General features: G+C 68.8%; 10 protein-coding genes. 4 read left to right on the top strand and 6 right to left on the bottom strand.

What is annotated here, in order from left to right; all coding sequences use genetic code 11:
- Positions 1-459 (top strand): CoA transferase (locus INE98_RS09250; RefSeq protein WP_293538436.1); only part of this gene is annotated, 459 nt, incomplete at its 5' end.
- A gap of 53 nt (positions 460-512) precedes the next feature.
- On the opposite strand, the gene INE98_RS09245 is transcribed toward INE98_RS09250, so the two are convergent.
- The 4 genes from INE98_RS09245 to INE98_RS09230 all read right to left on the bottom strand — a co-directional run bounded on the left by INE98_RS09245 (position 513) and on the right by INE98_RS09230 (position 5,294).
- Complete coding sequence (locus INE98_RS09245; RefSeq protein ID WP_293538435.1) at positions 513-746, bottom strand: sulfurtransferase TusA family protein; 234 nt, start codon at positions 744-746, stop codon at positions 513-515.
- A gap of 213 nt (positions 747-959) precedes the next feature.
- Positions 960-2,657, bottom strand: coding sequence for a class I adenylate-forming enzyme family protein (locus INE98_RS09240; RefSeq protein WP_293538434.1), 1,698 nt, complete (start codon positions 2,655-2,657; stop codon positions 960-962).
- 106 nt (positions 2,658-2,763) lie between these two features.
- Complete coding sequence (locus tag INE98_RS09235) at positions 2,764-3,840, bottom strand: aromatic ring-hydroxylating dioxygenase subunit alpha (RefSeq protein WP_293538433.1); 1,077 nt, start codon at positions 3,838-3,840, stop codon at positions 2,764-2,766.
- Positions 3,837-5,294: an amidohydrolase family protein gene (locus INE98_RS09230; protein ID WP_293538432.1), complete on the bottom strand. Its 1,458-nt coding sequence runs from the start codon at positions 5,292-5,294 to the stop codon at positions 3,837-3,839. Before INE98_RS09230 ends, INE98_RS09235 begins: the two co-directional genes overlap by 4 nt.
- Positions 5,295-5,402: 108 nt before the next feature.
- Between INE98_RS09230 and INE98_RS09225 the strand changes: the two genes are divergently transcribed.
- Positions 5,403-7,259: an alkyl sulfatase dimerization domain-containing protein gene (locus INE98_RS09225; protein WP_293538431.1), complete on the top strand. Its 1,857-nt coding sequence runs from the start codon at positions 5,403-5,405 to the stop codon at positions 7,257-7,259.
- Positions 7,260-7,262: 3 nt separating this feature from the next.
- Here INE98_RS09225 and INE98_RS09220 read toward each other — a convergent pair whose 3' ends face one another.
- Positions 7,263-8,840 (bottom strand): acyl-CoA synthetase, encoded by a 1,578-nt coding sequence (locus INE98_RS09220; RefSeq protein ID WP_293538430.1) that lies wholly within the window; start codon positions 8,838-8,840, stop codon positions 7,263-7,265.
- A 124-nt stretch (positions 8,841-8,964) separates the two neighbouring features.
- Between INE98_RS09220 and INE98_RS09215 the strand changes: the two genes are divergently transcribed.
- Both INE98_RS09215 and katG read left to right on the top strand, forming a co-directional pair.
- On the top strand, positions 8,965-9,936 hold the full coding sequence (locus tag INE98_RS09215; RefSeq protein ID WP_293538429.1) for an oxidoreductase: 972 nt from the start codon (positions 8,965-8,967) through the stop codon (positions 9,934-9,936).
- A gap of 123 nt (positions 9,937-10,059) precedes the next feature.
- Positions 10,060-12,243 carry a catalase/peroxidase HPI gene (katG, locus tag INE98_RS09210; protein ID WP_293538428.1) on the top strand — a complete coding sequence of 728 codons (2,184 nt, stop codon included), beginning with the start codon at positions 10,060-10,062 and terminating at the stop codon, positions 12,241-12,243.
- A gap of 98 nt (positions 12,244-12,341) precedes the next feature.
- On the opposite strand, the gene INE98_RS09205 is transcribed toward katG, so the two are convergent.
- Positions 12,342-13,754 carry an alkaline phosphatase PhoX gene (locus INE98_RS09205; protein WP_293538426.1) on the bottom strand — a complete coding sequence of 471 codons (1,413 nt, stop codon included), beginning with the start codon at positions 13,752-13,754 and terminating at the stop codon, positions 12,342-12,344.
- Positions 13,755-13,785: the final 31 nt, after the last annotated feature.

The following is a 13,785-nucleotide window of genomic DNA, read 5'->3' as shown; positions in this document are numbered from 1 at the left end:
ACCTACCAGTGCTCGGATGGCAAGTGGGTGTCGATCGGCTCGATCGAGCCTCAGTTCTATGCACTTCTCCTTGAAACGACAGGGATTTCTGACCGCGCCTTCAAGTCTCAGATGGACCGCGGCGCCTGGCCGGATCTCAAGGCCAAGCTGGCGGCGGTGATCGCCACCAAGACCCGTGACGAGTGGTGCGCCCTCATGGAGGCGACGGACGTCTGCTTCGCCCCGGTGCTCGACCTGGATGAGGCGCCGAGGCATGCCCACAACGTCGCCCGGCAGACCTTCGTCGAGGTCGCCGGGGTGACCCAGCCCGCTCCGGCGCCGCGGTTCTCGAGGACCCCGGGGGCTATCCAGGGTCCACCGCCGGCCATCGGGGCCCATGACCGTGAAGCTCTGAAGGACTGGGGCTTCTCGGACAGCGACCTCGATGCGCTGAAGGGGGTGGGGGCCCTGAACGGCTAGCGACCACTTGCCGGCTTCTGTTGGCAAGGCCGGCCTCGTCGCACAAGGCTTGGCTATCCCCGTCGGACGCGGAACTCCAGGACGCCCGAGACTTCTGAGATCCCCAGAAGCCGGGCCCCGCTTTCCTGGATGAAGTGGGGGACGTCGATGCGGGCCATGGGATCATCCGCGAGAAGCCTGACCTCGCGATCTCCGGCCTCGGCGAGGGCGCGACGCAGACGCAGGGTGGGCACCGGGCAGTGATGGCCGCGGGCGTCCACAAGGATCTCTCCGGCGGGGGGCGTCATCGACAAGTCCCTCGGGGGCCTCCGTGGCGATCTTGAACTCCGGGCATTTGTCCAGAGCTGAATGGACCAGGACCGACCTCGACGCGGGTGACGGCGCCGGAGCCTGTGCAAGCCGGCTGGGGCCAGGCGCGCTTGCCCAGCGTCACCCGGTCTCTTCCCGCTTCAGGATCCGGCGCGAGTACACCCGCGCCGGGCCTCGATCCCAGGACCCGGTCAGCCCGCGTCCTGGAGCTTCAGGGTATCCCTGAGTTCCCGCTTCAGGAACTTGCCGCTGGCGTTCCGGGGAAGGGGGTCTTCCTGGATCCAGATGTACCTCGGCACCTTGTGCTTGGCTGCGATGGCCGCGCAGTGCGCCCGCAGGTCATCGGGAGTGGCGGTGTGGCCGGGTCTCAGGACGATGGCGACGCCGACTTCCTCTCCCAGGCGCTCATCGGGAACCCCGAACACCGAGCACTCCGCGACGGCGGGATGCCGGTAGAGATTGGCCTCCACCTCCGCGCAGTAGATGTTCTCTCCACCGCGCAGGACCATGTCCTTCTTTCGGTCGACAATGTAGATGAAACCGTCCTCGTCCATCCGCGCGATGTCGCCGGTATGGAGCCAGCCGTCAGTGATGGTCTCGGCGGTGGCTTCGGGCCGGTTGATGTAGCCCTTGATCACCGGCGATCCACGCACCCAGAGCTCGCCCACCTGGCCGAGCGGCACCGTGTTGCCCTCATCATCCACGCACCGCGCCTCGAAGGCCGGCATGGCGGGGCCGGCGCTGTCCGGGCGATCCACGAAGAAGTCGGCGGCGATGGCGGTGATGATGCCGCAGGTCTCGGTCATGCCGTAGCCGGTGTTCGGCCGGGCGGTCTTGACCTGGGAGTCGATCTTGTGGACCAGGTCCGGAGGCACCTGGGCGCCGCCGCCGCCGAGGCTGAGCAGGCTGGAGGTGTCGCGCTTGGCGAAATCCGGATGGGTTATCACCTCCCGGGCCATGGTCGGCACGCCGCTCATCGAGGTGACCTTCTCGGCCTCGATGATGCGCAGGGCCTCGCCGGCGTCCCACTTGAACATGAGGACCATTGTGCCGCCCGCCGCAGTGGTGGCGTAGGCGCCGCAGTTGTTGGCGGTCACGTGGAAGAGGGGGGTGGTCAGCAGGGCGATCGGGACCGGGACCGGAGCGTTCGGATCCGGCGCGATGCCTGTGGCGCGCTGGGTCGCCAGGGCCTGGGCCTGGCCGGAGAACATCATGTTGAAGAGGTTGGCCACGCACCCACGGTGCGTCAGCTGGGCGCCCTTCGGGAAGCCGGTCGTCCCCGAAGTGTAGAAGATGCAGGCGTCGTCATCCGGATCGATCTCCGCGTCCGGCATGGCGCCGCCGGTGGCGAGGACTTCGGACCAGGACACATAGCCCTCGGTCGCCGGCGCCCGGACGGCGACCAGGGTCACGCCCTGGACCATCTCGGGCCTTTCGGCGATGCGCGCCATGCGCTCCGGGTCCACGAAGGCCACCTTGGGCTGGGCGTCGTTGAACCCGTAGGACATTTCCTCGGCCGTCCACCAGGCGTTCATCCCCACGACCGTCACGCCAATGGAGACGCAGGCCCAATAGATCAGCATCCACTCGGGAAAATTGCGCATGGAAATGGCGACCCGGTCGCCCCGCTTGACGCCCCGGGCGAGAAGCCAGTTGGCGATGCTCGCCGTGAGACGGTGGGCTTCGGCATAGGTGATCCGCTCGTCCTCATAGACGATATAGGTCCGATCACCGTAAGCGGCGGTGGAGAGCCAAACGGCGCGGACGTTGGGCGGCGCGTTCTTGTACACCTTCATCGGCGCCCCGCGGAGCTCCTGGACCACCAGCTCGAAGGGGGCGCCCGGCGCGGTCAGCTCGTCCCAGGCCTTCTTCAGTTCCTGATAATGCAACTCGTCTCTCCTCCCAGAGGGCGTGGCGCGGTCGCAGCCTTCAACCCGTCGCGTCTCATATGGCGCCCAAGTCGCGAAAAGGAAACCGCCCGCGGAGACCCGTGTCTCAGTCGCCCGCCAGGCGCATGGCAAGGTGCCGATGGAAGCGCCAGAGGGGACGCTCCAGCGGGCTGAGCGGCCCCGCAGCATAGGCTCCGGCGGCGACCCCGGCCTGGAGTCCCTCGCACATGGGAATATCTTCGGCATGGACCTTCAGGACAGCGCCCCGCATCCCTTCGGCGAACCCTGAAAGGGCCGCCAGTGCAGGCGAGGCGAGAAGGTGGATGGTCAGCCGGAAGCTTTCGGGCTGGAGGCGATCGAGCTGGTACCAGACGCCCGTAGGTTCCGGATCCTCCGAAAGGTAAAGCAGGCCGAGGGGAAAGACCCCGGCGACGATGAAGCCGTGTCCGGCCGGATCGCCTGGGGGGTTCTCCAGAACGGTGAAGGCGTCTGATCCGGCGCCCTCGAATGTCCCAAGTCCAGGATGTGTCGCCTGCAGGGTCGCGGCGTGCGGGCCGATGTGATGGTAGGACTCCAGGAAGTTCTCCACCATGATCTTCCAGTTCCAGGGGGAATCCAGCTCGATCCGGTCGACGGTGACAAGGGTCTCGGGACGCATTGGCGAAAGACGCGCCGCGAGGGGCAGGAGCGCAGGCGCGAGCGGTTCCGCCGCACCGTCGAGGTTGACGAAGAGGAAGCCGCCCCAGGCCTCGCTCCGGAACTCGGGAAGCCGGCAATCCGCCGGCGCGAAGATCTCCGACCCCTGCATGGCGGGCGCAGAGAGAAGCCGTCCGTCGAGCCCGTAGCGCCAGAGATGATAGGGGCAGGTCAGAACGTGAGCCTGTCCCGCGCCCGAGGCCAGGGGCAGGCCCCTGTGACGGCAGACCGACGAGAGCACCCTCAGCACTCCGTCCGCGCCGCGCACGGCGATCAGGGGCTCACCTGCTGCGTCCGCGCAGAGAAAGTCCCCGTTGGCGGCGAGTTGATCCAGTCGGGCGATGGGCAGCCATCCGGCGCGCATCACCTCCCGTCGCTCAGCCTCAAGGACAAGGGGGTCGGAATAGACCTGCCCCGGCAGGCCGCGGGCGCGTTCGGGCGTCGCGGACACCGAACGGTAGAGCTCACGGGCCGGATCGGGGGTCAATGGACGCCTCCCGCCATCCGGCGCCGAAGCGCGCGACCCGGACGGGCGCCGGTGGGCTTTCCCCTGTCCCAGGTCGCCTCGCCGTTGACCCAGACCCCCAGAACCCCGGCGCTCCGGGTTTTGGGGGTCGCGAAGTCGGCGACGTCGCGGATGGCCTCAGGATCGAACAGGCAGAGATCGGCGAAGGCGCCCTCCGCCAGGACTCCGCGCCCCGTGATCCCGAAGCGGGAGGCGGTCAGGCCGGTCATCTTGTGGACGGCCGTCTCCAGGCTGAAGAGACCTTCCTCCCGGGCGTAACGGCCCAGCACCCTCGGGAAGGTCCCCCAGGCGCGGGGATGCGGATGGGCCTCCATCACGAGGCCGTCGGATCCGATCATGGTGGCGGGGAAGGCCAGGATCCGCCGGACATCGTCCTCGTTCATGTCGAAATAGACGGCGCCGCCGGGCGCAAGTCTCTCGGCGGCGTCAAGGAGACTGCAGCCCCAGTCGCGGGCGATCTCGGCCAGTTCCCGGCCAGAGCATTCGGGGTGGGGTCGCGAGGCCGTGATCACCACCCGCGCCGTCGCCGCCGCCCGTTCAGGGACCAGAAAGGTCGAGGCGGCCGTGTAGGGATAGGCGTCCAGCCCCACCTCCTGGCGGGCGGCCGCCCCTTCAATGAGGGCCAAGGTCTCCGCCGAGCGACCATGGTTGTCCCGGCCAGCGCACTTATGGTGCGAAACGATCACTGCAGTCCCAGCCTCCCGGCCGATCCGGAACGTCTCCTCCAGACTGTCGGCGACGCCGTCCCTCTCATCGCGCATGTGGGTGACATAGGGCGCCCCGTGCCTTGCGGCGATGCGGGCGAGGGCGATGACCTCCTCGGTCGGCGCCGCATATGCGGGGGGATAGTAGAGGCCCGTGGACAGCCCCGCCGCCCCCTCCGACAGCGCCCGGTCGAGCAGGGCGCACATGGCCTCCACCTCCGCCGGCGTGGCGGCGCGGTCGAAGTTCTCCATCACCGCGTGCCGCAGGGTCGTGTGGCCAACGAGGAAGATCGAGTTCACCGCGCCCGGAGCGGCGTCGAGGGCCCGGAAGTAGGCCTCGAAGCTGGCGTAGAGATGCTTGCCGTTGCCCGTGAAGGCCCCGAGCGGCGCCGGCGGCCGGCCACGGTCGCCAGGGCAGGGCGCCAGGCTGAAGCCGCAGTTGCCGTTGACCGTGGTGGTGACGCCCTGGCTGACCTTGGCCTCGAGGTCCGGCTCCAGGAGGAGCGGCAGGTCGTCATGGGCGTGGGCGTCGATGAAGCCGGGCGCAAGGACGCAGCCGGAGGCGTCGATTTCCACGTCGGCCCGGGCGTCGCCGGCATCACCAACGGCCACGATCCTGTCCCCACGCACCCCCAGGTCGCCCTCCCGGGACGGCCCGCCCGAGCCATCAATGAGCCGGGCCTTGCGGAAAAGAATGTCGAACTCAGGCATGGCGGACCTCCGGGAGGGATTGGGACGACGCGCCCGCGGGGAGTCAAGGCGACGCCGCGGCTTGGCGCACGCCCGCCTTGGGGCTAAGGGGCGGGCAGGAGGACGCCCATGACCGATACCGAGCGCAAGGACGCCAGCGCCGCGACCCGCGCCGCCCTCCAGGCCGCCAGGGCGAGCCTCCCGCCGGATGACGGAGGGGACTTCCGACTGGCCGACAGGGGCTTCATCGCCTCCATCCCGGACGCCGACATCCCCGGCGCCTGGAGCCTCAAGCCCTACGCCTTCCTGGACGGCGAGGCCGCGCCGACCGTACACCCGGCCCTCTGGCGCCAGGCCCGGCTCAACATGCGCCACGGGCTCTTCGAGGTGACCCCAGGGGTCTATCAGGTGCGCGGCTTCGACATCTCCACCGTCACCTTCATCGAGGGCCAGCGCGGCTACATCGTCATTGACCCGCTGACCTCCGCCGCCCCGGCCCGCACGGCGCTGGAGCTGATGCGCACCCACCGCGGCGACCGGCCGGTGACGGCGGTCATCTATACCCACAGCCACGTCGACCATTACGGCGGTATTCTAGGGGTAGTCTCGCCGGAGGAGATTGCCTCAGGCCTGCCCATCATCGCGCCCGAGGGCTTCCTGAAGGAGGCGGTGAGCGAGAACGTCCTCGCCGGCAACGCCATGAGCCGGCGGGCGACCTACATGTACGGCGCCCTCCTGCCCAAGGACGCCCGAGGCCACGTCGACTCCGGGCTTGGCAAGGCCGTTTCCGGGGGCAAGGTCGCCCTGGTCCCACCCACCGTGTCCATCGCCCGCACCGGCGAGCGCCTGGTCGTCGACGGGGTCGAGATCGTCTTCCAGATCACGCCGGACGCCGAGGCGCCGGCCGAGATGAACTTTTTCTTCCCGAAGTTCCGCGCCCTCTGCATGGCCGAGAACTGCACCTGCCACCTGCACAACATCTACACCCCGAGGGGCGCCCAGGTTCGGGATTCCAAGTCCTGGAGCCGCTACATCGACGAGGCGCGGGACCTGTTCGGCGCGGACTCCGACGTGATGTTCGCCAGCCACCACTGGCCCCGCTGGGGCGGGGCGGAGATCGACGTCTTCCTGCGCAAGCAGCGCGACCTTTACAAGTTCATCCACGACCAGACCCTGCGCCTGGCCAATCACGGGCTGAACGCGCCGGAGATCGCCGAGGTCCTGCGCCTGCCGCCGACCCTGGCCTCGGAGTGGTACACCCGCGGCTTCTACGGAACGGTCAGCCACAACGCCAAGGCGGTTTACCAGCGCTATCTTGGCTGGTTCGACGGCAACCCGGCGCACCTGAACCCGCATCCTCCCGTCGAGGCGGGCCGGCGCTACGTGAAGGCCCTAGGCGGGCCGGACGCCGTCCTCGCCGAGGCGCGCCGGGCCCAGGCCGAAGGCGACTACCGCTGGGGCGCGGAGGTCCTGAACCACCTGGTCTTCGCTGACCCCTCCAACACCGAAGCGCGGAACCTGCAGGCCGACCTGCTGGAGCAGATGGGCTACCAGTCGGAGTCCGGCCCCTGGCGGGACTTCTACCTGACCGGCGCCCAGGAGCTGCGGACCCCCATCCCTGCGTCGGACAAGCCCCGGCAGGCGGCGGGGACCCAGCTGCGCAACCTGCCCGCCGAAAGCCTGCTCGACAGCCTTTCCGTGCGCCTGAACGGCGAGGCCTCCGGCGACATGGAGCTGGACCTCACCCTGATCTTCCCGGACGGGGAGGGGACCTTCACCCTCCGCGTCGAGAACGCGGTCCTGCACCACAGGAATGGAGAGGGTGCGCCGGAGGTGTCCCTGAGCCGGGACCAGCTGATCGACCTGGTGCTGGGCGCCGCCGATCTGAAGGACGTGGCGTCCGACCAACCGGGCGAGGCCGCACTGGGCCGTCTCCTGTCGGTGCTGGACCGGTTCGACCTCTGGTTCGGTATCGTGACCCCCTGAGCCTCAGATCCGGCGCTCTCGGCCTTCCCACCAGGGCTCGCGCAGCTTGCGCTTGAAGATCTTGCCGGAGTCCTCGCGGGGCAGGGCGGCGCTGAACTGGACCTCGCGGGGGACCTTGAAGCCGGCCAGCTGGCCCCGGATCCACAGCTTGACGTCCTGCGGGTCGATCTCCTGTCCCTCCTGGGGCTGGACCACGGCGCAGAGGGCCTCGCCGAACTCGTCGTCCGGAATGCCGAAGACCGCACAGTCGGCCACGCCTGGCAACTTCAGCAGGATGGCCTCGATCTCGGCGGGATAGATATTGACCCCGCCGCTGATCACCATGTCGGAGCTGCGGTCGCACAGGTGCAGGAAACCGTCGGCGTCGAAATAGCCGATGTCGCCTGGCGAGATCAGGCCGAACTTTTCCGCCCGCCGGCGCTTGGCGTCGTCGCCATGATAGGTGAAGTCGACGGATCCGAGATTGCGCCCCAGAACCTCGCCGGGAACCCCCACGGGGCAGTCGTTCCCGTCCTCGTCGACCACCCGGACGATGGTGTTGGGCATGGGCCGGCCCACCGTCCCGGGATGGGCGAGCCACTCCTCGGCCGTGCAGAAGGTCACGTTCCCCATCTCGGTGGAGCCGTAGTACTCGTTGATGACCGGACCCCACAACTCGATCATCTCCCGCTTGACCGGGGGCGACACCGGGGCGGCGGCGTGGGCCACGAAGCGCAGGGACGACAGGTCGTAGCGGTCCCGCGCGGACTGGGGCAGCTTGACCAGCCGGTTGAACATGACCGGCGCCATGTTCAGGTGGGTGATGCGCTTGTCCTGGATCAGGGCCAGCAGGGCCTCGGGGTCGAACCGCGGCATGACCGCGACATTGGCGCCGATATTCACCGAGACATTGGCGTGGGCGTTGGGCGCCGAATGGTAGATGGGCCCGACCACCGCCGTCACGATCTCCCCGGGCCGGTCGATCCAGTCGGCATAGCCGTAGGAACGCAGGAGCATGGACATGGAGGCCTGGGCCTGTTCCTCGGTGGCGGCCCCGCGCTTGACCCCCTTGGGCCTGCCCGTGGTGCCCGAGGTGTAGATGATGACGCTCGGCGCCCGCCGCGCCTCCCCGGACCAGGGCGGGAAGCCCTCCAGCCAGGCGCCCCACTCGAGATCGCCTGGCGCGACCTCGCCCGCCGTGGGCGCCAGGCCGTAGGCGGAGGTCACTTCCCGGGGCGTGCGGACGCTGATCACCTGCACACCCTCAGGGACGGAGGCGCGGAGCCCAGCGAGCAGGTCGGCGTGGATGACCAGCACCCTGGCCCCGCAATCCCGCAGGACGTAGTCGGCCTCGTCCAGGGTGCAGTGCCAGTTCACCGCCACCGGGAACGCCCCGAGGATCCCGGCCGCCTGCACGACCTCGAAGAAGGCGAATTCATTGCGCAGGCAGAAGGCGACGGCGTCGCCCTCGCGCACGCCGAGGGTTTCCAGGCCGGAGGCCGCCCTGAGGGCGCGTTCGCGGATGGCTTCCGCCGTTGTTTCCCGGTCACCGCACCAGAGCCTGCCCATCGCCGCGTCCTCCCGTTTCAGGAATGCAACCACGGGCCGGACGCCGAGGAAAGACCTCAGGGCGCGGCCCTATTGGGGCAGGGGCTGGGGCCGGGATGGACCCGGACGGGTGGCCATGCGATGTTCGTCGTCTCTCGCCTCGATCGGACCCCAAGCCATGACCGCCCGCATCACCTCGTCCTTCGGGGCCTTCTCCACGGCCCGCGAAGTCGTCGCCGGTCATGACCTGACCGGCCGCACCGCCCTCATCACGGGGGCGGCGACGGGAATCGGCATCGAGACCGCCCGCGCCCTGGCGGAGGCCGGCGCGGAGGTTGTCATCGCGGCGCGGAAACCTGACCTCGCCAACGCCGCATCGGCCGACATCAATCGAACGGCGAAGGGCCCGGGCGCCCGTTTCGAGATGCTTGACCTGTCCAGTCTTGCCTCGGTCCGCGCCACGGCGGCGCGCTGGGGAGACCGCCCCCTTGATCTGTTGATCAACAACGCCGGGGTCATGGCCTGCCCCCTGTCCCGGACCGAGGACGGGCTGGAGATGCAGATCGGCACGAACCACTTCGGGCATTTTCTGCTGGGGGTTCTGCTTGCCCCCGCCCTGGAGGCCGGGGCGCAGAAGTCGGGCCGGTCGTCACGGCTGGTGAGCCTGTCCTCGATCGGACACCGGCGCTCCGCCATCAACTGGGACGACCCGAACTACCGGACCCGGCCCTACGAGAAGTGGGAGGCCTACGGGCAGGCCAAGACAGCGAACAGCCTTTTCGCCCTGGGCTTCCACACCCGTTTCTCCGCCCGGGGCGTGAGCGCGAACGCCGTGATGCCAGGCGGGATCATGACGCCCCTGCAGCGTCACATGGCGCGCGAGGAGATGGTCGCCATGGGCTGGATCGATGCGGAGACCGGAGCCTTGCGCGAAGGATTCAAGACGCCGGAGCAGGGCGCCTCGACCAGCGTCTGGGCCGCTGTGGCTTCGGATCTCGAGGGGATTGGGGGTCTTTATCTGGAAGACTGCGCCCAGGCCGAGCCGTGGACCCCCGCTGCGCCATGGGTCGGGGTCATGCCGCATGCGCTGGATCCTGAGAGCGCAGACCGGCTCTGGGAGCTCTCCCGGGAGATCACCGGCGCGGGATGACCCCATCATTGAGCCAGGCGATGGTGCAGATGAAAACAATCGATTTGCCCGATAGGGCGACGGCGCCTACCTAGGTAGGATGAGGCCCCGGGGTCCCCGGTGGCGAGAGGAGAGGGAAACGACATGTCATCTGCTGAAGGCAAGTGTCCGTTCGGCCATGGCGGCCGGACCACAGCGAATATCCAGTCCAACACGGACTGGTGGCCCAACCGGCTCAACCTGAAGATCCTCAGCCAGCAGTCGGCGAAGACCGACCCGATGGACCCGGACTTCGACTACGCCAAGGCGTTCCAGAAGCTCGACCTGGCGGCGGTCAAGAAGGACCTCCACGCCCTGATGACCGACTCCAAGGACTGGTGGCCGGCCGACTGGGGTCACTATGGCCCGCTCTTCATCCGGATGACCTGGCACAGCGCCGGCACCTACCGGATCTCGGACGGCCGCGGCGGCGGCGGGACGGGCAACCAGCGCTTCGCCCCGATCAACTCCTGGCCGGACAATGGCAACCTGGACAAGGCCCGGCGCCTGCTGTGGCCGATCAAGAGGAAGTACGGGAACAGCCTGTCCTGGGCTGACCTGATGATCCTCGCCGGTAACGTCGCCCTGGAGTCCATGGGCTTCAAGACCTTCGGCTTCGGCGGCGGCCGGGCCGACATCTGGGAGCCGGAAGAGGACATCAACTGGGGCCCCGAGGCCGAGTGGCTGGGCGACAACCGCTATTCTGGCGACCGTGAGCTGGCCCAGCCCCTGGGTGCGGTCCAGATGGGCCTGATCTACGTCAACCCGCAGGGCCCGAACGGCAATCCTGACCCCGTCGCCTCCGGGCGCGATGTGCGCGAGACCTTCGCCCGCATGGCCATGAACGACGAGGAGACCGTCGCCCTGGTGGCCGGGGGACACACCTTCGGCAAGGCCCACGGCGCCGGCCCCGACTCCCACGTCGGCCCCGAGCCCGAGGGCGCGCCCATGGAAGCCGCCGGCTTCGGCTGGCTCAGCACCCACGGTTCCGGCAAGGCTGGCGACGCCATCACCAGCGGCATCGAAGGCGCCTGGAAGCCCAATCCGACCAAGTGGGACAACGGCTACTTCGACATGCTGTTCGGCTATGAGTGGGAACTCGTGAAGAGCCCGGCAGGCGCGAATCAATGGCGAGCCAAGGACGTGCGCCCCGAGCACATGATCCCTGACGCCCACGACCCGTCGGTCAAGCACGCCCCGATGATGACGACCGCGGACCTCTCCCTGCGGTTCGATCCCATCTACGAGCCGATCTCCCGCCGGTTCCACAAGGACCCGCAGGCCTTCGCCGACGCCTTCGCCCGCGCCTGGTTCAAGCTGACCCACCGCGACATGGGGCCGCGCGCCCGCTATCTCGGCCCGGAAGTTCCGGCCGAGGTGCTGATCTGGCAGGATCCCGTGCCGGCCGTCGACCATCCCCTGGTGGACGCCGCCGACATCGCGTCCCTGAAGGCCGAGGTTCTCGCCTCGGGCCTGACCATCCCTGAGCTGGTCAGCACGGCCTGGGCCTCGGCCTCCACCTTCCGCGGGTCGGACAAGCGGGGCGGCGCCAACGGCGCCCGCATCCGCCTGGCCCCGCAGAAGGACTGGGAAGCCAACCAGCCGGCTCAGCTGGCGAGGGTGCTTGCCGCCCTGGAAGGCATCCGTGACCGGTTCAACGCCAAGTCTGGCGGCAAGAAGATCTCCCTGGCCGACCTGATTGTCCTCGCTGGCTCCGCGGCGGTCGAGGCTGCGGCGAAGGCCGCCGGCCAGTCCATCACCGTGCCCTTCACCCCGGGCCGGACCGACGCCACCGCCGAGCAGACCGACGCCGACTCCTTCGCCGTCCTCGAGCCCCGCGCCGATGGTTTCCGCAACTACCGCGGCGCCGGCGTGTCGGCTCCCGGCGAGGAACTGCTGGTCGACAAGGCCCAGCTCCTGGACCTGACGGCCCCGGAGATGACGGTCCTCGTCGGCGGCCTGCGGGTCCTCGGCGCCAACCATGGCGGCGTCGCCCACGGTGTCTTCACCGACCGTGTGGGCGTCCTCTCCAACGACTTCTTCGTGAAGGTGCTGGACATGGACGTCGCCTGGACCCAGGCGGGCGAGGACCTCTTCGAGGGCCGCGACCGTTCGACCGGCAAGGTCGTGCGCACCGCCACCCGCGCCGACCTGGTCTTCGCCTCCAACTCCGAGCTGCGCGCCCTGGCCGAGGTCTACGCCCAGGACGACGCTGCAGGGAAGTTCACGGCCGACTTCGTGAAGGCCTGGACCAAGGTGATGGAGCTGGATCGCTTCGACCTCGCCTGATCCTCGGACTGCGGGACCACAAGCGGCCCCGGAGGTTTTGTCCTCCGGGGCCGTTCTTGTTTGTTAGCCAGGGGGGACGCGGCCGAAGGCCCGTTCTGTCAGGTCGCGGCGTCGCTCACCTCGGCCCAGGGGCCCGAGATCGCAAAGGTCCGGCCGGGCGAATAGGCGTTGACGAACAGAGTCCGGCCATCGGGCGAGAAGCAGGCGCCCGCCAGTTCGGTTCTCATGTGCAGGCGGGCGAGGGTATAGACCCGGCCTTCAGGCGTGACCCCCCTGAGGTGGTTCGTCCTCAGGCCGACACGATCTTCACAGACCACAAGATGACCCCAAGGGGCGACGACAAGGTTGTCCCCGTAATCCATGATCCGTGGATCAGTGGGCTCTACGAAGAGCTGGATCACGTCACCGCCTTCAGCTCCGCCGGGAACAAGCCGGAAGATCTGGCCCAACCTGCGCGAGCCCCCGGAGGTGCAGGCGATAAAGATTTCCGATCCGCCGCCGGCACGGGGCGCCAGGTGTATGCCCTCGCCGCGCGCGAACAGGGCCGCGCCTGCGGCATGGCCGCGGATGCGGAGGTCATCAGCGGGGGCTTCCACGCCATCCAGGTCGATCCAGCGTACGGCCCGGGTCTCGCCAACAGCCATGTCGGCCCGCCGCCAGTTGCGACTGTCGGCCCCCCCCTCGAGCACCAGGGCCTGCAGCCGCCCGCCCTCGGCCAGCCGGCCCGGCGTGCGCGGCAGGAAGCGATAAAGCAGGCCATCGTCCCGGTCTTCAGTCAGGTAAACCACTCCCGTTCCCGGATCGACCGCCGCGGCCTCATGCCGGAAGCGACCCATGGCGACCAGCGGGACCGGGGTCACCGGCCCCTCCGCCGTAGCGGGCACCTCGAAAATCCAGCCGTGGCTGGACAGGGTGCGCGGGGCGGAGATCATGGTCTCCTCACAGGTCAGCCAGGCGCCCCATGGGGTCACCCCGCCAGCGCAGTTGACGAGGGTTCCCGCCAGGGACAGGTATTGCCGCTCCATTTCGCCGGTCTTCGGATTCACGATCAGCGTCGTCACGCCGCCGGGCAGAACCCGCCCGTCAGGCCGTCGATCGAAGGCGGGGACGCCGGAGAGCCGCGCCTCCAGCTCCGGTCGCCCCCCTGAGGGCCCCAGGCGGCTTTCATCGGGATCCAGCTCATGGTTGCGCATGAGGGCCAGCCGCCCATCCGGAAGCTCCAGGCATCCCATGCCGTCGAAGTGGTCCGGCGCCAGGAAACCGTCGTCCATGGTCTCGCCCGCCGATGACAGGACCCGGTAGGAGAAGCCCTCCGGCAGGTCCAGCACGCCGGCCGGATCCGGCCGTAGCGACCCGTATCCTCGGACTTCGTTGATCACGCCGCCCTCGGCGGCCCGGGCGGACCAGGCGCTGAGACCGGAGAAAGCCAGCGCCGCCGAGGAGAGAATCACCCCGCGCCGGCTGAGATGGACGGAGCGTGAACGGTCGGGGGAGGGGACTTGAGAACTCATTGAATCCGTCTTGCACAGGAGAGATACGTTT

Source organism: Phenylobacterium sp. (assembly GCF_020253645.1).
In the GTDB taxonomy this organism is placed as follows: domain Bacteria; phylum Pseudomonadota; class Alphaproteobacteria; order Caulobacterales; family Caulobacteraceae; genus Phenylobacterium.
The sequence above is the reverse complement of the archived record's forward strand: the minus strand, read 5'-3'. Positions and strand labels throughout refer to the sequence as shown.

Coding starts and splice junctions, on each gene's coding strand:
- INE98_RS09245 (WP_293538435.1), bottom strand. CDS start 746: ATGACGCCCCCCGCCGGAGAGATCCTTGTGGACGCCCGCGGCCATCAC.
- INE98_RS09225 (WP_293538431.1), top strand. CDS start 5,403: ATGACCGATACCGAGCGCAAGGACGCCAGCGCCGCGACCCGCGCCGCC.
- INE98_RS09215 (WP_293538429.1), top strand. CDS start 8,965: ATGACCGCCCGCATCACCTCGTCCTTCGGGGCCTTCTCCACGGCCCGC.
- INE98_RS09230 (WP_293538432.1), bottom strand. CDS start 5,294: ATGCCTGAGTTCGACATTCTTTTCCGCAAGGCCCGGCTCATTGATGGC.
- katG (WP_293538428.1), top strand. CDS start 10,060: ATGTCATCTGCTGAAGGCAAGTGTCCGTTCGGCCATGGCGGCCGGACC.
- INE98_RS09205 (WP_293538426.1), bottom strand. CDS start 13,754: ATGAGTTCTCAAGTCCCCTCCCCCGACCGTTCACGCTCCGTCCATCTC.